Source organism: Fluviispira vulneris, from assembly GCF_014281055.1.
GTDB lineage: Bacteria > Bdellovibrionota_B > Oligoflexia > Silvanigrellales > Silvanigrellaceae > Silvanigrella > Silvanigrella vulneris.
On record NZ_JACRSE010000002.1, the window covers coordinates 108,623 to 128,516 of the forward strand.

Annotated in this window: 17 protein-coding genes; 8 read left to right on the forward strand and 9 right to left on the reverse strand. The window is 33.5% G+C overall.

The genetic code is table 11. From position 1 onward, the window contains the following. Positions 1-22: 22 nt before the first annotated feature. On the reverse strand, positions 23-259 hold the full coding sequence (locus H7355_RS04320; protein WP_186645494.1) for a hypothetical protein: 237 nt from the start codon (positions 257-259) through the stop codon (positions 23-25). A 670-nt stretch (positions 260-929) separates the two neighbouring features. Between H7355_RS04320 and H7355_RS04325 the strand changes: the two genes are divergently transcribed. Together H7355_RS04325 and H7355_RS04330 are read left to right on the forward strand one after the other, a co-directional pair. Then, positions 930-1,532, forward strand: coding sequence for a hypothetical protein (locus tag H7355_RS04325; RefSeq protein WP_186645495.1), 603 nt, complete (start codon positions 930-932; stop codon positions 1,530-1,532). Positions 1,533-1,630: 98 nt separating this feature from the next. Continuing rightward, a complete protein-coding gene (locus H7355_RS04330; RefSeq protein WP_186645496.1) occupies positions 1,631-2,158 on the forward strand; it encodes an SET domain-containing protein-lysine N-methyltransferase in 528 nt (175 codons plus the stop codon). A gap of 25 nt (positions 2,159-2,183) precedes the next feature. Here H7355_RS04330 and H7355_RS04335 read toward each other — a convergent pair whose 3' ends face one another. The 8 genes from H7355_RS04335 to H7355_RS04370 all read right to left on the reverse strand — a co-directional run bounded on the left by H7355_RS04335 (position 2,184) and on the right by H7355_RS04370 (position 10,951). Further along, complete coding sequence (locus H7355_RS04335) at positions 2,184-3,305, reverse strand: M12 family metallopeptidase (protein ID WP_186645497.1); 1,122 nt, start codon at positions 3,303-3,305, stop codon at positions 2,184-2,186. Positions 3,306-3,710: 405 nt separating this feature from the next. Next, positions 3,711-5,060, reverse strand: a complete 1,350-nt coding sequence (locus H7355_RS04340; RefSeq protein WP_186645498.1) for a TldD/PmbA family protein — start codon at positions 5,058-5,060, stop codon at positions 3,711-3,713. Between the two features lie 20 nt (positions 5,061-5,080). Further along, positions 5,081-6,526: a TldD/PmbA family protein gene (locus H7355_RS04345; RefSeq protein ID WP_390808028.1), complete on the reverse strand. Its 1,446-nt coding sequence runs from the start codon at positions 6,524-6,526 to the stop codon at positions 5,081-5,083. Positions 6,527-6,569: 43 nt separating this feature from the next. Then, complete coding sequence (locus H7355_RS04350; RefSeq protein ID WP_186645500.1) at positions 6,570-7,355, reverse strand: substrate-binding periplasmic protein; 786 nt, start codon at positions 7,353-7,355, stop codon at positions 6,570-6,572. A 28-nt stretch (positions 7,356-7,383) separates the two neighbouring features. After that, positions 7,384-9,195 carry an aspartate--tRNA ligase gene (gene aspS / locus H7355_RS04355; protein ID WP_186645501.1) on the reverse strand — a complete coding sequence of 604 codons (1,812 nt, stop codon included), beginning with the start codon at positions 9,193-9,195 and terminating at the stop codon, positions 7,384-7,386. 99 nt (positions 9,196-9,294) lie between these two features. Continuing rightward, positions 9,295-10,038: a tRNA (guanosine(37)-N1)-methyltransferase TrmD gene (gene trmD / locus H7355_RS04360; protein ID WP_222435658.1), complete on the reverse strand. Its 744-nt coding sequence runs from the start codon at positions 10,036-10,038 to the stop codon at positions 9,295-9,297. Then, a complete protein-coding gene (gene rimM / locus H7355_RS04365) occupies positions 10,035-10,595 on the reverse strand; it encodes a ribosome maturation factor RimM (protein ID WP_186645502.1) in 561 nt (186 codons plus the stop codon). The genes trmD and rimM overlap by 4 nt, the downstream gene beginning before the upstream one ends. Beyond that, positions 10,592-10,951, reverse strand: coding sequence for a hypothetical protein (locus H7355_RS04370; protein WP_186645503.1), 360 nt, complete (start codon positions 10,949-10,951; stop codon positions 10,592-10,594). The genes rimM and H7355_RS04370 overlap by 4 nt, the downstream gene beginning before the upstream one ends. A 106-nt stretch (positions 10,952-11,057) precedes the next feature. Here H7355_RS04370 and H7355_RS04375 point away from each other — a divergent pair, with 106 nt between their 5' ends. The 6 genes from H7355_RS04375 to H7355_RS04400 all read left to right on the forward strand — a co-directional run bounded on the left by H7355_RS04375 (position 11,058) and on the right by H7355_RS04400 (position 19,889). Beyond that, positions 11,058-12,047, forward strand: a complete 990-nt coding sequence (locus H7355_RS04375; protein ID WP_186645504.1) for an NUDIX domain-containing protein — start codon at positions 11,058-11,060, stop codon at positions 12,045-12,047. A gap of 104 nt (positions 12,048-12,151) precedes the next feature. Further along, entirely contained in the window at positions 12,152-13,513 is a 1,362-nt protein-coding gene (locus H7355_RS04380) for a cytochrome ubiquinol oxidase subunit I (RefSeq protein ID WP_222435659.1), read from the forward strand. A gap of 1 nt (position 13,514) precedes the next feature. Next, positions 13,515-14,531: a cytochrome d ubiquinol oxidase subunit II gene (cydB, locus tag H7355_RS04385; RefSeq protein ID WP_186645505.1), complete on the forward strand. Its 1,017-nt coding sequence runs from the start codon at positions 13,515-13,517 to the stop codon at positions 14,529-14,531. Between the two features lie 161 nt (positions 14,532-14,692). Continuing rightward, positions 14,693-17,758, forward strand: coding sequence for an NAD-glutamate dehydrogenase domain-containing protein (locus H7355_RS04390; RefSeq protein WP_186645506.1), 3,066 nt, complete (start codon positions 14,693-14,695; stop codon positions 17,756-17,758). A gap of 46 nt (positions 17,759-17,804) precedes the next feature. Continuing rightward, a complete protein-coding gene (locus H7355_RS04395; protein ID WP_186645507.1) occupies positions 17,805-18,875 on the forward strand; it encodes an AI-2E family transporter in 1,071 nt (356 codons plus the stop codon). A 45-nt stretch (positions 18,876-18,920) separates the two neighbouring features. Further along, a complete protein-coding gene (locus H7355_RS04400) occupies positions 18,921-19,889 on the forward strand; it encodes an aldo/keto reductase (RefSeq protein ID WP_186645508.1) in 969 nt (322 codons plus the stop codon). The last annotated feature ends 5 nt before the right edge of the window (positions 19,890-19,894 follow it).

Below are 19,894 nucleotides of genomic sequence, written 5' to 3' on the forward strand. Positions count from 1 at the left end.
TAAGATCTCGAAATGAAGGTAATCAATGTAATTCGTTAATATGATAGTTAATTCTTTTTTCAATTTCTTTCTTAATATATTTATAAATACATGTTAACTCATGTTTTTCACATTTATCATCGCATAATTTATAATGTAGCTCAAAAATATACTCAGATTTAAAGTATTTGTAAAAATGTTTTAAATCATCAAGTGCTAAACCACGAATAGTGCAGCAAGGATTTTCATAAATTTGATTCAATAATGTTTCATAGTGCATTGTCGATCCTTTCAAAAGACGTTGACTAAAATATTGCTTATTAAAATACTCTGATATTAAAATATAATATTAATTTTAAGTAATATATTTTTACTTTACCGCTTTATAATTGGAAAGTCAAAGTAGCAGCCAAATCGTGGTTTTGGAAAAATTTAAAATACTTAATCCATATAATAAATTAAATAAGTTAAAATTTCATCATTTGTGGTCCTTCCAAGAATACATAGATATTATCGAGTTAATTAGCATTTTGAAGATTTAAAATATCTTACCATTTAAAAAAAACAATATGCTTTTAGAGCCATCTAAAATCAAATCAGAAAAAAATTATTGAAATTAATAATTCTTATTTTAATTTTTTCTGAGTTAGAGAAAAATAATTTTAAGAATTAAATAAGTTCTTATATAAAGATAATACGATAATATCTTTCTGTATGTAACTTACGACAAAAAAGAAGTGTGGTAACGTTACAGTTTTTTGATATCTGAATGAAAGATTCAAGTCAAGATTGAAAGACTTAAATTTTGGCAATAAATTGTAGTTAACTTTAACTAGTTTTTGACTTTCTGAAGTAAATGAAAGAATATCTCGCCGATTGGTTTTTGGAATTATTCATTTAATTCATAATGTGATTTAAACTTAAAATTTTCTTAATGAGAATCGGTTCATATGACGCAAAAGCAAGAAAAAGACGAAATAATATTAAGAATAAAGCATATTAGAAAAAATATATTAAAAATGCCTGCGCAAAAACTTGCTGAAATTGCTGGCATTAATGTCAATAGTATTCGGAATTGGGAGAGAGGGAAGATAGATTTTTTAACAAGTATTTCTATGAATAATATTATCAATGTTTTTGAGTCGGCTGGAATTTTTGTGACACAAGATTGGTTGCGAACAGGAGAAGGTGTAAGTCCTTGCAGATATTCAGAAATAAAAGACATTACCATACTTGGATTTGAAGAAGAAAATCTATTTCGCAGTATAAAGAAAAAGATGGGGCAAGATGTTATAGTCGTCAGTATCCCAGATGAATCTATGGCACCAATGGCTCATACAGGTGATCGTATAGGTGGTGTGATAATAAAAGATGATATTGAAAAAAATAATGATAAAAATTGTATCGTAAAGTACGATGATGAAAAAATAATAGTGAGAAAGTTACAAGTGCAAGCAAATGTTTACTCTTTGCACTCATTAACCGAAGATGAAGTTATTTATCCAAAAGAAATTAAGTGGATTGCCCCTGTATCGCGCAGATGGATTTATTAGATGTTACTCAATATTCTTGCCTAATTATAATAATAAATATATGGTCAAAAATGTATTCTGATATGTTTTATAGAAAATGAAAGGACTATATATTAATTATGTATATCAATGATATTAATAATTATAAACAAGAATTTATTTTTTTAGATCTTAGTAATAATTATTTTGAAGTAAAGAAATCACAAATTCATGGATTTGGCTTATACGCTCTTAAATATTTTCAAAAAAATATGAAATTAGGACCCTCTTTGATTCACAAATCAATAGATAAATATTTTATAAAATATTTAGGTAATCAATTTAACCCTAAATTAAAATGGGATTACTCTCAAACTTCTGCAACACGATTCATTAATCACAGCTTGATTCCTAATGCAAAATTATATATGAAAGAACCTAGCAATGGAATTATTTATGCAAAAAGCCTGAAAAATATTCATCCAGGTGATGAAGTGACTTTAAACTACATTGGTACACTTTTAATGGCAGAAGATCACTCAGATGATGAGGTTATAAGATATTATTGTGGTGTTCTTAAAGTTTCAAAAGAAAATCTTTTTAAACTAATGGAGAGAGTTCGGGTCAATCATCTAGAATTCAAAAGGGATCGCTCTTATGTGAATTAGAGCAATCCTTTGTAATAAATAAAAATTAATTTCGAGTACATTTATCAAATTTATTTTCCCAAGTCATAAAACATGAATATGGAACTTTGCTTTTTCTCATATGAAAATACTTTGTATTGGGTTCTATATAGTTTGCAGTTCTGTGAGCAGAAACAACAATCCATTCATAATCTTTTATTTTAATAGGGTGATAAATTCCTGAATTAACGAACTTTGGATCGACAGGCACAACTTCAGTGTGAAATGGTTTATTATTATAACCAATATAAGTTAGGCGATAATAAGTTTGACTGTCCAGAGCGTAGAGTAAAATATTCTGGTTATTTAAAAAGTTTTTCTTTTCAATAATATTTGTTTTAACAACTACCTTTTCGGCTACTATATTGTTATTCGTATTTGGCATAACTGTGGTTTTAGGAATTTCTGTTTTAGCAGGGCCATATGCTTTTATAAGTCCCTCCTTATCTCCATTACTTAATTCCTGTGCTCTTGTGATAATTTCGTTGGAATTCACTCTTTCAAGCACAGGTAAAATGAAATACTGTTGAGTATTTCTGTTGTAAAACTTTTTCCCAAAAGAATAGGTATGGTATTGCATAACAGAATTTATATCATATTCACCAAAGCGGAGAGTTTCTTCGCCATATTTTGAGAAATTATCTCTATAGATTTCATTGCTTTTAACATTATGGCGATAAATTTTGACATGAGCATCCCGGTCAGAACGATTTTGTTCGTGATGAAAACCGAGAGCATGCAACAATTCATGTTGAATTGTTCCCTTGGATAAACAACCTTGTGAGTTGAGTGAAACAGCTTGGCCTGGATAGCGCATTCCAACGGAGCTTGAACAACCTTTTCCATTTATTATTGTGATATGATGACCAGTAAAATTGTGGTTTACTGGGGTAAATGTAATATTAGCAATACTTTCAAGGTAACGCATTTGCTCTTCAATTTTATTCATCTCTAGTTCAGTGAAATGATAGTCTTCTATGCGGTAAGGAATGTTACCATTTGTCCAAAAGTATTCACTAAAAGTTGGTGCGCTGCGTTTACTTCGACTTTTTGCATCAGCAAGAAGTGGGATGGCAGCACTTAAATATATAATCGGGGATACTAAATATTTATTTATAGAAATCTTCATATTCATTATTCCTACGTGATTTTTGTTATATAGTTAATTAATTAAAATAATATATATATTATATAGGTAACTTAAGATTAAATCTAGGTAAACTGAACTCAGCATTTTGATACATAATGGTCTATAAATCTATTTGCAACAGAATTTTGATAATTTCATAAACGGAATAAAAAATAAACGTGCTTAATTTTGTTTAAGCTCATTATATTATTTGAAATAATTTTTATGAGAGTTGTGTATAATTATAATGAGTTTTTACTCACTTTTTATTTATTTGGATGTAGATCGTGATTTTTTTGATTTTTCGTAAGAATTCTTTATAAAAATTAATATATATCAATAGGTTATTGAAATATGTTAATTGTTTCTGTAACACTTATGGCGAATTATTTTGATTTATGTGAATTAGAGGCCAGTAATTGAAAGGCTTTTTATCCAAACGGTAGGAGAAATTCCGTTTGGTACAACAACTTCTTCATCATCGATATAGCAAATATCTTTTAGTAGACTTAAGAAATCTCCAGCAACCGTTGCTGCTTCAATACTTACTTTTTGTTTGTCATTTATAAAAAAGCCGTCAAAAGGAAGAGAGAAAGATCCCTGTAATTCATTTACACCTGCATGCAATGCAGAAACAGACTCAATATAAATAAGATTATTTTCATTTAGATAATCTTTTTTTTCAATATTCTTGTGACTGCGTTTAATATGTAAAAAATGGGGAGAAACTGTTACTTTTGCCCCTATGTTTGCATGACCTGTAACCTCATAACCCATTTTTTTAGCCGTATAGCTACTATGGATAAAGTTTTTCAGAACACCATTTTCGATAATCGTCAGTTCCCTTGTTGGTGTGCCTTCTTCATCAAAATAACTTTTGCTTAAATTCTGTGGATGTAAAGGTGAATCAATTAAACAGAAATCATTAGTTGCAAGAGTTTGACCAATGCTGTTTTGATGGCATAAACTTTTTTTATCAAGAATATTTTGTGCATTCATGAAATTTGCAAACGCATTTATTAAATCAAGAAAAGCTTCTGGTGAAAAGACAACAGGATATTTTCCATTTTTAATTGACGCATAATTTAGATGATCATTTGTTTTTTTTATAGCTTTTTCAGCACAGCTCAAGATATTGAGATTTGCAAACGAGCTTGCTATTTCTACATGACCTGACTGCCGAGGCTTTTTATCTTTTGCATGCGCGAGAGGGTAAAAATAGCAGAGGGAAATTTGATTCTCTTCCATTTTAACAGCGCCTTCACTGTTAAAATAAAAACGCAAAGATTTTGCTTCAGAAACTTTATTATAAGGAACACTTTTAAAATCAATCGATGCATTGAGGATCTTTTCTTCTGCTGAAATTGCTCCTTGCATGAGTGCCTGAATAGGAGTGAGATCTTTTATTTCTTTTTTCTCTTGATTTTGCTTTGTTTCGCTTTGACATTCAGGGCTAAATTCATAAATATTTTCAAGAGAGCCAAATTCTGCTGAGGATTTGGCTAATTCAAATGCTTCAGTCAGACCTTCAGTGGTTAAATTAGATGTGCGGGTGACACCCATTTGCTGATTTTTGTTCCATACTCTTAAAATAAGTGAAGAACGAATGGAAGAAGTTAATGAAAATGGTTTTTTATCTTTTGCGCTTGCTGAACTTTCTTCTTTTTCTGTGCCAAAAATATCGAATTTTTCAATGTTAAGATTGCTTGCAATTTTTTTTATATCATTAACGAGTTGTTCAATTTGAAGTGACATTTTATTTCCTTTTTAAAAAATTATCGGCCACCGACAGTAATCGAATCGACTTTAATATGTGGTTGTCCAACTGTCACATAAACACTTCCACTGACTGAACCGCAAAAACCAGCAGATATTTCAAGATCATTGCCAGACATTGAAATCCTTTGCATAACATCTGGTGCTTGTCCGATAAGTGTTGCACCTTTAACCGGTTTTGTTACTTTACCATTTTCAATTAACCAGGCTTCTTCGACTGCGAAATTGAAATCTCCTGTGCTTCCAACACTTCCTCCACCTAATTTCTTGCAATAAATACCTTTGTCTATGCTTGAAAACATATCTTCTTTTGAATAATTGCCATGGGCAATATAGGTGTTTCTCATACGACTAGCTGGTGCAAATGTGTAATTTTGTCTTCGCCCACTTCCAGTTCGTGGGTGGCCTGTTAAAAGATTTCCTGCTTTATCACAAAGAAAATTTCTTAATATTCCATTTTCAATGAGCAGTGTTTTTTGTGCAGGCATCCCTTCATCATCCATATCTATAGAACCAAAGCCATTTTCCCAACTTCCTTCATCCCAAGCTGTAAGATTTTCATGGGCAATTTTTTCACCTTTTTTATCTAAAAATGGAGTTGAATTTCTTTGTATTGCAGTTGTTTCAAGCAAGTGTCCACAAGCTTCATGGAAAATAACACCGCCAAATTGATTAGCTAAGATAACAGGATAATTGCCAGAAGATACAAAATCAGCATGCAGCATATGACCAGCACTCTCTGCAAGCTTTTCAGAAATTTCTTGTGTGTTTATCTTTCTAAAGAAATTTGGGTTAGCTGCATCGCCATAACGTATATGTGACGATGTTCTATGTGCACCATCTTCGCAAAAAACTTGGGTAGAAATTGATTGATTGAGACGAATATCTCTCGCAAATATTCCTTCACTCGAAGCGACTAAAACTTCTTGCCAATCTCTAAATCCATTCGTTGTTGCACTCTGTAAGAACTTTGTTGTTTTTTGTTGGGCTAAATTCATTTGAATAAGAGAATCGCACAATTCTTTTACTGAACTGCATTGTGCTAACCAGTTTGATTTTTCTTTTATTCCAACATAATCACGCAATGGCTCTAAATTTATTTCAGGTATTATTCTATTTTGTGAGAGACTTAGACCGTGGATATTGAGTGCTCTTTCTAAAATAACTTGAAGTCCTTTAAAGCTTAAATCATTTGTAGAAACGTAACAATCTTCTTTTCCTTTGAAAACACGGACACCAGCGCCTAAACTTAAAGCTGGATTTATTGCTGTTACTTTTCCATTTTCAATTAACGAACTTAAATAATTTCCTCTTTGCAGAAAAAATTCTATGAAATCAGCACCAGCAGCGCGGCCTATTCCAAGTAATATTGAAAGAGGCTCTCTCCAAGTATTGTCAAAAGATGCTGAGTGCATAATATGATTTTTTTGAGAAATATTATCCATTGAGAGTGCGTTTCTCATTATTTTCTCCATGAATGAGTATTATTTAATTTGGCAAGAAAAGAGCATCACGATATTGTGTAAGAATAGCATCGTATCTTCCAGTTTCTTTAATTATTTTATCTGCTTTTTGAAGTTTTTCTATCATATCTTTGGGTGCATTTTTTGTTACGGCTAAGAAAAAAGAGACATCAAGTGGACTAAAACCTTTTTTTAGACTTTTAACATCTAACTTTTTTGCATGCACAGTTTTTACAACTGTGCTTTCCGAGTTAAACCAAGCATCTGCTTTTTTTTTAAATAGATTATCTGCACACTGAGCGACTGTTGGAACTGGAGCTAAATTTTCAAAACCTTGACTAATTAAATATTTATATAAAACGGAATCAAGCCAGACACAAATTTTATTTAACTTCTTTGCGCTCTCCAATGAGTTTATATTTAATTTGGCATCTTTTAATGAGAAAAATGCTGTTTGAATATTGGCGATATGGCCGGTATTATAAAATGTATTTAAATTCTTCTCGTTTAAAATTGCGACCGTGGAGTATATTTTAGGATTATCCTGATCAACAGTTTTCATTATATTAAAAATATCTGGCAATGGATGAATTTCTTGGCGGTATTCTGTGTTAGATATTTTAAAAAGTTCTTTGGCAACATTTACATAGAATTCAGCTGGTGAAGGAGGGGTCATCAAAGTGATAGTCTGATTTGCATAGACATGCTTTGAGCAAATAATAAGTATGAAAAAGCTTAAATATCTTACAAAGATATTTAATATATTGATTAAAAATATTTTGAAATCGAGCATTTTAAAATGAAAATTCACTTTGTCCTCGATAAAAGCTTTAATATTCTTAAAGCTTTTTAATTTGAATATGAATATCGTTTAGTTGTCGCTCAGATACTGTTCCAGGAGCACCCATCATAAGATCCATGGCTTTTTGATTGAGTGGAAATGTGATCACTTCGCGAATATTTGGTTCATCTAGGAGCAGCATGATCATACGATCGATGCCTGGCGCAATACCTCCATGTGGAGGCGCACCATATGCAAATGCATTCCAAAGTGCCCCAAATTTACTTTCAACCACTTTTTCAGAGTAACCCGCTATTTCAAAAGCCTTTTTCATAATATCTCTGCGATGATTGCGAATAGCACCCGATGAGAGTTCAACACCATTACATATAAGGTCATACTGGTACGCTAAAATATCAAGAGGGTTCTTTTGTTGTAAAGAATTCATACCACCTTGAGGCATAGAAAATGGATTGTGTGAGAAATCAATTTTTTGTTCGTCTTCATTGAATTCGTACATTGGGAAATCAACGATCCAAGCAAATGCCCATGTGTCTTTATTTCTTAAATTGAGTTTTTCACCCAAGTGAAGACGAACTTTGCCGCCTGCAGTTTGGGTTGCTAGCTTATTGATTCCAACAATAAAAACAACTGCATCGTTGTTTTGTAAATTTAATTGACTGCCAAGTCCTTTTTTCTCGGCATCGCTGAGCTGTTTAGCAATCGAACCTTTCCATTCACCATCCTTGACTGCAAGCCATGGAAGGCCTCCTAGGCCATTTTCTTTGGCAAAAGTGTCTGCTTCATCAAAAAATTTACGGCTTTGAGTGGCAGCATTGGGAAGCACAATAGCGCGTATAATTCCTTTTTGTTCAAGGGTATTGCTGAATATGGCAAATTGTGTGTTTGCTAATGTTTCTTCTACATTTTGCATTTCAAGGGCAAAACGCAAGTCTGGTTTGTCGACCCCATATTTATCCATGGCATCATGCCAAGGAATACACGGGATTTTGCGATTTTTGTGAATATATTTTGAATCATAATTTGCTAGAGGAGTTATTTTTCTCTTAGTAAATGCTTCATTTTCGAAGAGGCCAAACATAAGATCTTCAATAATATCAAAAACATCATCTTGGGTTACGAAGCTCATTTCAATATCGAGTTGATAAAATTCTCCAGGTGATCTGTCACCCCTTGGGTCTTCGTCTCTAAAACAAGGAGCAATTTGGAAGTATTTATCAAAACCTGAACACATTAAGAGCTGTTTAAATTGTTGTGGTGCTTGAGGAAGTGCATAAAAGTGACCTGGGTGTAGGCGACTTGGGACTAAGAAATCTCTTGCACCTTCAGGTGAGCTGCTTGTTAAAATGGGTGTGCTGAATTCATTGAAGCCAAGAGCATGCATTTTTTCGCGGATATAACGAATAACATGACAACGAAATAAAATGTTTTTATGCATTTTTTCAGTTCTTAAATCGAGATATCTATAGGTGAGTCGCGTATCATCACTTTCTTGTTTTGGATTGTTTACAACAGGAAATGGCAATATCTCTGAAGGTGATTCAATACTGAATTCACTTGCTATAACTTCAATTTCTCCAGTAAATATCTTTTTATTGATTGCGCCTTCACGTTTTACAACTTTACCTTTAACTTGAATAACCGATTCAGAGCGCACACAGCTTGCTTCGGCAAAGAATGGAGAATTTGGTGGGATAACAACTTGAGTGATACCATAGTGATCTCTGATATCAATAAAAATGAGTCCTCCTAAATCGCGTTTGGAATGCACCCATCCCATAAGAGAAACACTTTGATTGATATGCTCAGTATTGATTTCAGAGCATGTATGTGTACGTAAAGTTTGCATTTCCAAATACCTTTCTAGAAAAATACAAGATAACGGTTGGGACATAACATAAATAAAGTTCGTAGCCTAGTGAAGTTAAAAGGATCAGAGTGAATAAGGTTAGCTAAACTTCCAAATTTTTTCGACAAAAACTTTTTCTTGTCTACTCAAAGTGTCCCAGTGCTCAAGGATCAGATCGGGGCGGTTTTGTGCAGTGATTTTAAGCTGCTCTTTTCTAGTAAAATCTGCAATTTTCTTATGATTTCCAGAAAAAAGGATGTCAGGAGCTTTCATACCAGAAAAGTTTTCGGGATGAGTGTATTGAGGGGCTTCAAGCAAGCCATTTTCAAAACTATCCGATTCTGCACTCAGGTGATTGCCCAATACTCCTGGGACAAAGCGAGCGACAGTGTCGATTAAGCACATGGCAGGCAGTTCACCTCCCGATAGGACAAAATCTCCAATACTTAAATTTAAATGTGCATGTTTTGCTATTACTCTTGCGTCATAGCCCGCATATCGGCCACAGAGTAGAAGAATATGTCTTTTTTTTGCAATATTTTTCGCTATTGAGTTGTTAAAGACCTTACCTGAAGGAGTTAAATTTATAATATATGTTTCTTCTGTTTTGACAGACAAGATAGCTTTTTCAGTGATATCAGGGCGGATAACCATACCGTCTCCGCCTCCAATAGGACTGTCGTCTACATTTTTTCTTATATTATCGGCAAAGTCTCGTAAGTAAATGGTTTCGAGTTGGATAATATTTTTTTTTATAGCTCTTGCAATGACGCCTTCATTTTTTATAGGTTCGAACATTTCTGGGAAAAGGGTCACAGCAGAAAAGCGTAAAAATTCTTTCACTGCTCATCATCCTCAAAAAATTCAGGTGTATACACTATTTCAATCAACCTATTCTCTTCGTCTATCTTTTTAATAAAAGAATCGACAAAGGGAAAGAGAGCAGTTCTGTCGGTGCCATTGATTTTGATTTCAAGATTGTCTTGTGCACCAAAGGAACTAACACCAATTATTTCACCAATTGTACCTTTATTTTCTGCAATAACTTGAAAACCCTTTAAATTGCCTACAATATACTCATCTTTACCAACAGAGATTTCGTTCTTATGAACATAAATTTTTTTATTATATAAGGACTCGATTTCGTTGCGCGATTCAAAGCCTTCTAGAATCAATGCAAGGGCATTACCACTCAGATATGCTTTTAGAACTTTTTTTTCATGATATCCTTGAGGAGTTTCTATCAAGAGTTTTTTATAACCGTCCCATTTCGAGCGTCTATCTTCTGTCTTCAAAAAAAATGCGCCCTTCAAACCATGAGGGCGACCTACTTGCGCAAACTGAATATACCCTCGCGAAGAGAGCTGGTTTTCATCTAAATGTTCTAATTTAATGGTCATGATTCCGGGTCTTTTAAAAATGCGTTCAGTTCTGATTCCATATCAGACTGAGTGATGTATCCCAGTTCTACAAAAATTTGTCCAATAGGGCGAATGTTTTTTTGCTGAATTTCAAGAAGATGTGTGACATCTTCTTGAGTGAGGAGACCCATTGACACTGCTATTTCACCAAAGGGTTTAGCTGTTTCGGATTGTCTGTTTAGTATCATAAAAATTTGCTCGACGGTTAGTTTTCCTTCGTTTAGAGCAATACGACCGATTGGGAGCCAAGTTTGTTTTTGAATATCGAGAGCCATCATAACTTGTCCAGGCGTTATATATCCTTTTTTTACTAGATAGGATCCAAAAAGCAACATAAGAACCTCTCAGGCCCGCAAGGTGAATAATGGTGTCTAAGTTTATGACTCCTATTTGTCGACATATTTATTAAGAATATGAGCTTTTAGAAAGGAAATGTGTCAAATGCTCTCACCGTATATAAGGTTAAGAGATGATTGTGTTTTATGCCAAAAACTAATGAAAGCTAAAAATGAAAATGATTTTCTTTTTGATGGAGGAAATCATTTTTTAGTTTATAAGAGTCCTTTTGCGCAAAAGTGGCCAGGGGCATTGATGGCTGTTTATAAAAGACATATTTATGAGCATTCACAAATAAGAGGTAACGAACTGCTAGACACATTACAAAGTTTAGTTTGTTTAGAAAAGGCAATCATAAAAGTAACAAAATGTAAAAGAATAAATTTTGTAAAGTTTGCTAACGTTGCTAATCATTTACATTGGCATATCATCCCTCGTTATTATAAAGAAATCTATTTAGAAAAATGTTCGTGGGAGTTATCAGACATTTCTAAAGAAGATCTTTACAAAAATATTGAACCTAATTTTTTTGTAAAAAACCAAAATTTATATGCAAATTTAAAAAAAGAATATACTTTTGAAATTCATCATAGAGAGTCATCATACTTTGGATGTGCTTTGTTTTTAAGGGCAAGTGATAAGAATATAAGAAATAATATTTGGAAATTAAGTCTGGATGAAATAATCAAAAGTGCAAGAGAAAAGCCAAGTGAATGGGAATGTCTCTTAATGAAAAGAAATTATTTTGATTTTGCTTGGGATTTTATTGGAGGAAATAGTGATATCAATGAATTTCCAGAATATACAATGATCCGTGAAGTGAAAGAAGAAGTTGGTTGGAAAATATTACATTATAAAGAAATATGTCGGCAGTGGAAACAAGGCACGATAAAGGGTTTTGTTTATTTAGCTATTCCCGAAGAAAAACAGTATATGGATGACGATCCTCCAAGAACTCCATGTGATGAAGTGCAAACTGTTAAGTATTTTAATTTATGTGAGATTATTAATTCGAATCATTTTTCAGACAGTGTAAAAGGACGAATCAAAGCATTTATTGATAAACGCTCAGATTTCTTAAGTATCGATCCATAAAAAAATAATATATTTCTCCGCAACTATTTGCTGCATTCCCTTTAATAAAACTTCTTTTAAGACATATATGTGTGACTGAATTTTATATTAAAGGAGAATCAGATATGACTGATTTCTTGAACACTGAAATATTAGCTCGTTTGCAATTTGCGCTTACGATTATGTTTCATTATTTATTTCCCCCTCTTTCCATTGGCCTTGGTTTATTACTTGTTTTTATGGAAGGGATTTATCTTAAAACTAAGAATCCTATATATGAAAAAATAACAAAATTCTGGGTAAAAATTTATGCTGCTAACTTTGCCATGGGTGTAGCCACGGGGCTCGTTATGGAATTTCAATTTGGCACCAACTGGTCTTCATACTCGAGATTTGTTGGAGATATCTTTGGTTCTGCACTTGCATCGGAAGGAATATTTGCTTTCTTTTTAGAGTCAGGTTTTTTAGCAATTTTAGTCTTTGGCTGGGATAGGGTATCACCCAAGATACATTTTTTTGCGACGCTTATGGTGGCTCTTGGTTCGGTGGGTTCAGCCGTTTGGATCATCATTGCAAACGCTTGGATGCAATCGCCTACGGGTTTTCATCTTGTAGGGGAAGGAATGCAGCAAAAAGCTGTGATCGATGATTTTTGGGCAATGGTTTTTAATCCTTCGAGCGTGAGAATGATCGTTCATGCCATTATCGGTTGTTGGTTGATGGGTGCATTTTTTGTAATGAGTATATGCGCTTATTATATCATTCAGAAAAAACATCTTGAAGTTGCCAAGAAATCATTTGTTATTGCCCTGCTTCTTGGCTTCACCGCTTCAATTTTAGCTGCAACTTCTGGGCATTTTTTAGCAGATCGCATTGCTATCACTCAGCCAGCTAAATTGGCGGCAATGGAAGGGCATTTTAACACAGGCACGAGTGGTGCACCTTTGTATTTATTTGGCATTCCAAATAGTGAAAAAGAAACTGTTGAGTATGGAATAAAAATACCGGGTGGATTGAGTTTTTTAGTGCATTGGAATTTTAGCACCCCTGTTATTGGTTTAGATCAATTTAAAAAAGAAGATAGGCCACCTGTAGGAATAACATTTTTTTCTTATCATCTCATGATCAGTTTAGGTGTCTATATGTTGCTCTTAACAACATTGTCTTTAATTTTGTTGAAAAATAAAAAATTATTTGAAGCAAAATGGTTAATGAAACTCTATTGTTTTTCAGTTATTGCTCCTATTCTTGCCAATCAAGCTGGCTGGGTTGCAACTGAAGTGGGTCGTCAGCCTTGGATTGTTTATGGACTTATGCGCACCCCTGAAGGCCTTTCTAAGGCAGTTAAAGCAGATCAAATATTATTTTCAATTATAGTTTTTGCATTTATTTATATTCTTTTATTTATTGCTTATATTTTTGTTATCCACAATAAAATAAAACATGGTCCAGATGAAATTGCGCAAAATAAAAAAGTAGGAGTTTAAAATGGATCTACATATTTTTTGGTTTATTATGTTAGGTATTCTTCTTGCTGGATATGCAGTTCTCGATGGATTTGATCTTGGTGTAGGTATTTTATATCCACTAGCTAAAACAGAAAACGATAAGAGATTATTTTTAAATTCAATTGGACCATTTTGGGATGGAAATGAAGTTTGGCTTGTTACTTTTGGAGGTGCTTTATTTGCAGCATTTCCAGAAGCATATGCAACAGCATTTTCGGGTTTCTACACTCCTTTTATGTTGTTGCTATGGGCACTTATTTTTAGAGCTGTTTCTATTGAATTTAGAAGTAAATATCATTCTAATATTTGGAAAAATACTTGGGACATAAGCTTTTGTCTCGCAAGTATCCTTGCAACTTTTCTATTTGGTATTGCGGTGGGTAATTGTCTAAAAGGAATACCTGTCGGCGAAGATAAAGAGTTCTCTGGTGTCTTAGCAGATTTATTAAGTCCCTATGCAATTACAATTGGTATTTTAGCTATCTCTACATTCGCCATGCATGGTTCAATTTTTCTTTATTTAAAGCTTGAAGGTGAAATAAAAGAAAAAATATATAAATGGTTATGGCATACTTTTGGTTGTTTTGTTGTTTGTTATATTTTCAGTACGATTTACACATTGGTTTCCATTCCGCATGTCATTCATAATTTCGAACGCTATCCATGGTTATGGATTATTGTGGTTTTAAATGTTTTAGCCATTGGGAATATCCCGAGAGCTTTGTTTTTAGGGAAACCGGGTTATGCTTTTTTATCTTCTTCAGCAACTCTCATAGCTTTTACTGCATTGTTCGGAGTAGCGCTCTTTCCAAATCTCATAACTTCAAGTATAAGCGCTGAATATAGTTTAAGTATTTACAATGCGTCTTCTTCTGAGAAAACTTTAAATTTGATGAAGATCATAGCCTTTTTAGGTATGCCTTTTGTTATTTCCTATACACTCATTATCTATTGGGTCTTCAGGGGTAAAGTTAAACTAGGTAAATTCAGTTATTAACGGTTTTGCAGAGTTTTTTTTATTCTAAATTCTCCTTTCCTTTCCGATAAAAAATGGTTACTGAATTTGCAAGTCAATTTTGATGTGTTAGTTACATTTTAAGTTTATCCTTTGATAAACTATTTGTTTGTTCATGTAGTGATACCGACTTGGAGTAAATCATGACATTACCAAAAATTCATAGCCATAAATGGTTAAGTGAAGTTGAATTGCTAGATTCAGATATTGAGCCATCAGAATCTCTCATGCCTGCAAATATTGAGAAGTTTTTTGCGGGCATTGCTGATACAAAAGCCTGTGCAAATGCGACCAATGGCATATTAAGTGATATAGCAAAAGAACTTGAGCACACAGTTCCTTGGTTTCTTTCGCAAATGCCACCTCTTTATTTGTGGTCTACCTCACAAAAAGCTGTCATGGACGATATTCTTGAAATCGTATCTGGGAAAGTTTTGACTGAAAGGCAAGTGGCAGAAAGAGTTTGTGCAGCATCACAAACAGTCACGTTGATTGCTGCGGGCGAACATTCAACAGCGTCGGTACGGATTGCGCCTGAGCTTTCTCGTTTTAAATGCAAGCTTGCCCGTTTGTTTAATTCTTTGGACAAAAAAATTGGTCTTTGTGAAATTTATCATGCTCCATACAATACGGAAACTGCTTGGTCGAGCAAAGCAAATCAAGCAAAACAAGAATCTCTTAAAAAAATATTAAGTAACAAGCCAAAAGCAAAAGTCGATGACTTTATTTCTTCTCTTGATAAAGATTATGTTGATGTATCAACTGTCAAGCAAATGGCCTTAGCTTATGATGCAATAGATTATTGTATGGAAAATGAAAATTCATTTGTTAATTTAACTACTATCGTAGATGAAATGACTAAAGATGCTCGTGTAAGAGTAGATATTTGCTTAAAGCATTTTCCTGTTAACGCTGCAATGGAAAATATAATTGGAATTTTTAATCGCTATAACTTTCAAGTCCGACGTTTATTAGCGACTGAAATATGTGCTAAAGATAATCAGAAATTCACAGTGTTGCATCTTATTTCTGGTACGCCTACAGGTGAAGTAATAACAGAAGATATGAAGTCTTGGGGTAAAGTATTAAAAAGCTTAAAAACCCTTTCTTATGTGGATCATGGCGACGAATTTACAAATTTATTACAAGGTGAAAATCCTTTCAGTTTAAATGAAACAAATCTTGTTCGTGCATTAGCAAATTGGGTACATATTTTCTTAACGAAACAGAATCCATATTATTATTCTATTGATCGCGTTTCAAAAGTTATTGTTAATAATCCTCATTATATGGATTTGAGTATCAAATATTTTAGAGCACGTTTTGATCCTCGTTTTCAAGGTGAGCGTAAACAATCAATTATTGAATACTATAATCAATTAAAAGCTACATTTGTAGAGTTAAATGATGTTGTTGAAAAAAATATATTAAAAGAAGGTTTAAATTTCTTAAATCATATTTTAAAAACAAATTATTTTTTAATTTCTAAAGGTGGTCTAACTTTTAGAATGGATCCAAGCGCGCTTGATAAGCATTATTATCCAGAAATGCCTTTTGGTATTTTCTATATGATCGGTCGCAACTTTAGAGCTTTCCAAGTGCGTTACCGTGATATTTCTCGTGGAGGGATGAGAGTTGTTATGCCTCGTTCTTCAGGAGATTATGAAAATGCTTTGGCTGGCATTTTTGATGAAGTCAATGGACTTGCCTCTGCACAGCAATTAAAGAATAAAGATATTCCTGAAGGTGGAAGTAAATGTGTTATGGTTGTCCGCCAAGGTGGCGATAAAAATGAAGCTGTTAAAGCTGCCATTTCAGGTTTACTCGATTTAATCGTGACTGATCCTGTAACAGGGAATTTAAAAGAAGGAATTATTGATTATCATGGTAAAGAAGAGATTATTTATCTAGGCCCAGACGAAAATCTCACTGATGATCTCATTGTTTGGATCATCAAACACGCACTTCACCGCAAATACAAATATGCTTATGCCTTTATGTCTTCCAAACCTGACTTTGGCATAAATCATAAAGTTTATGGTGTGACATCGGAAGGTGTGAACGTTTATGTCGACAATGTTCTTCGTTACCTTGGTCTACAAAATTCGACTTTTAGAGTGAAAATGACCGGAGGACCAGATGGTGATGTTGCAGGCAATGAACTCAACATTCTTTATCGTGAATATGGAGAGCGCTGTCGTGTGGTTTCCATAGGTGACGGCTTTGGAGCTGCTTACGATCCAAAAGGTTTAAATTGGCAAGAACTCTTACGCTTATATAAAGAATCTCGCTCTATTGTAGAATTCAATCCGCAAAAATTGAGTGGGGACAGTAAAGCTTTTGTTATTTCAGCAAATACAAAAGAAAATATGAAAATTCGTGACACCTTATATGCAACAGTTGAAGCAGAAATATTTATTCCTGCGGGTGGTCGTCCTTATACGGTTAAAGAAAGCAATTGGGATAAGTATTTATTGCCAAATGGTAAACCAAGTTCTTTAGCAATTGTGGAAGGTGCTAATATTTTCTTTACCAAAGAAGCAAGACAAAAGATTGTGGATTCAGGAGCCGTAGTTATTAAAGATAGCTCTGCAAATAAAGCTGGTGTGAGTTGTTCTTCCTATGAAATTATTGCTTGTTTAACAATTTCACCAGAAGAATTTTCTGAAATAAAAGATATATATGTAAAACAAGTTTTAACTATTATCCGTTTTAATGCAGATCAAGAAGCTAAACTTTTGTTCCGTGAATGGCAAAAAAATAAAGCAGGCACAGATCTTGTTAAATTGAGTTATGAAATTTCTACTGAAATTAACTCTGCAAAAGATATTTTACTTGATAAATTAAATTTATTAAGTGACGAAGAACTGTCTGGTAGTAAATATAACTTTATATTATTAAAACATTGTCCTGGAATTCTAGTTGAAAAATATCGCAATCGAATTATTGAGCGATTACCACGTGCACATAAAATTGCGATTTTAAGTGCCCATATGGCGAGCCATTTAGTTTATAGAGAAGGTTTGAATTGGCTAGAGTCAATGCATCCTGACCAAATATTTAAAGTTGCTCTTGATTATATGGATGCAGAACGTAACATTGAGAAAATGGTTGCCGAGCTTGAAAATAGCAATATCTCATTTAAAAATGAAATTGCTGAGGTTCTCAAAGCAGCAGGTGCAAAACACTTGGCGTCTCATCGCCTTTAATATCTTTTTAAAAATAGCTGCGGTAACCTCAAGCTAGGAGGTTACCGTGCGTACTTTTTTTACTCGTGAACAAAACTTTTTTCTTATCATAGCATTACTTTGTATATATATAATTTATCCTTTTTTACTTCCATTTGTTTTAGGGATTACCTTAGCTTATCTATTTGAGCCAGTATTATATAAAATAATATTTTATTTTAAATTGAAAAAAATAGTTTGGCATTGGCTGACTGCAATTGTTATTATTTTATTAACATTTATTTCAATATTAGGTCCGATATTTACTTTAATCACAACAGGTATTCAGGAATTGAGTGCTGTGCTTAGCATGCTTGAAAGTGAATTAAAAAATCCTACACATATTGACAGCGTTGCAAAGCATATCAGTCAGTATTTATTAAAATTTGGGTTTGATTATTCAATTGCAGAACTTATTGACAAAGGCCTCGATTTTCTAAAAAAAGCAGCATCCACCGTAGCTTCAGGTGCAGGGACTGCTCTCACAGCGACTCCTGGTTTTATTATAAAAGTTTCTGTAATGATCTTGACTTGGTGTTTCTTTTTAATCCATGGAAGAAAGTATCGAGAAACTATTTTACCCAAAATAATTCCATGGGAAACAGAACGCCTAATTGTAGCTAAAACTGTGTCGGCAGTGTTAAAAGCTCTTATTGTTGCAAACGTTCTTGTTTCCTGTATTCAAGCAATTCTTATCACCACTACCTTAGTGGCATTTGGTGTTCCTCGTTATGCTTTGCTAGGTATAATTGCTTTTTTTGTTTCATTTATTCCTGTCATTGGCACAGCACCCGTGATGCTTGGTTCCGCAGCTTGGCTCTATTTGAGTGAAGATAGAGTGGGGGCAGCGATTGGATTATTAATTTGTGCAGGGATTATCAGTCTTGCAGACAATGTATTGAGGCCTTTCTTTATGAAAGGAGGGGCTGAATTGAGTTTCTTTTGGATATTCCTTGCCATAGTGGGTGGAATGTCACAATTTGGGGTGACTGGCGCTGTCTTAGGTCCAGTGTGCTTTGCGCTTTTTGTTGCCGCGAGTAAAACATTAGATGAGTTGAGACGAAAGACAGTTCTGGAAGAAGATATTCCAAATCCTTAATAATATTTATTTTTAGGATTAAAATAACAAAAAGGATCATATGCAATGATTTTTCGTTCTCTTGGTAAAAATTTACAAGTTTCAGCTCTTGGTTTTGGGGGCGCTGCAATCAGTGGTGAGGAAGGTGGGTATGGATTTGGTTCTATATCTGAAGAACAAGCCTACGATCTCCTACAATATGCTTATGAAAAAAAAATCAATTTATATGACACAGCTCCTATTTATGGTTTTGGCAATTCTGAAAAAAGAATTGGTAAAGCTCTTTCGGGTCAAAGCAATATTAGAAAGAATATCGTTCTTGTTTCAAAACTTGGCGCCACTTGGAATGCAGATAAAATTAGAATTCTAGACAATTCTCCAGATACAGTTAAACGTATGCTTTCAGAATCATTAACAAACTTAAAAACAGATTATCTAGATCTCTATATGATTCATTGGCCAGATGCTAAGAACCCTGTAGAAAAAACCATGGAGGCACTTCTATATGCAAAAGAAGAAGGACTTATTCGCAATATAGGTGTTTGCAATTTTAGCCAAGATCAATTGGAACGTGCTTTAAAAGTTGGACAGGTGGATGTGATACAAAATCCATTTTCATTGCTTGATATTGAAGCAAAAAATGAATTATTTACATTTATTAAAGAAAGAAATATAGGATTTATGTCCTATGCAACCCTAGCTAAAGGTATGCTTTCTGGTTCATTTGCAAATAATAAAAAGTTTGAGAATTCCGATGTCAGGAATTTAAAAGGGAGAGTTTTTCAGGATCTCTTCAATTCAATCCAGCCATTGCTCAATACATTTTTTAATTTAGCGAAAGAGTGTTCCATGACTCCTGCACAAATAGCGCTTGCTTGGGTGCTTTCCCATGAAGAAATTGGAGTGGCTCTCTGTGGTGCTAAGACGTTCGAACAAATTGATGGGCTGATAGATAAAGTAAATTATTCTTTGCCATTAGAGGTAAAAAATACTTTAGATAAATTGTCCCTAGAATTTAAAAAAGTACGAGTATAAAAAAA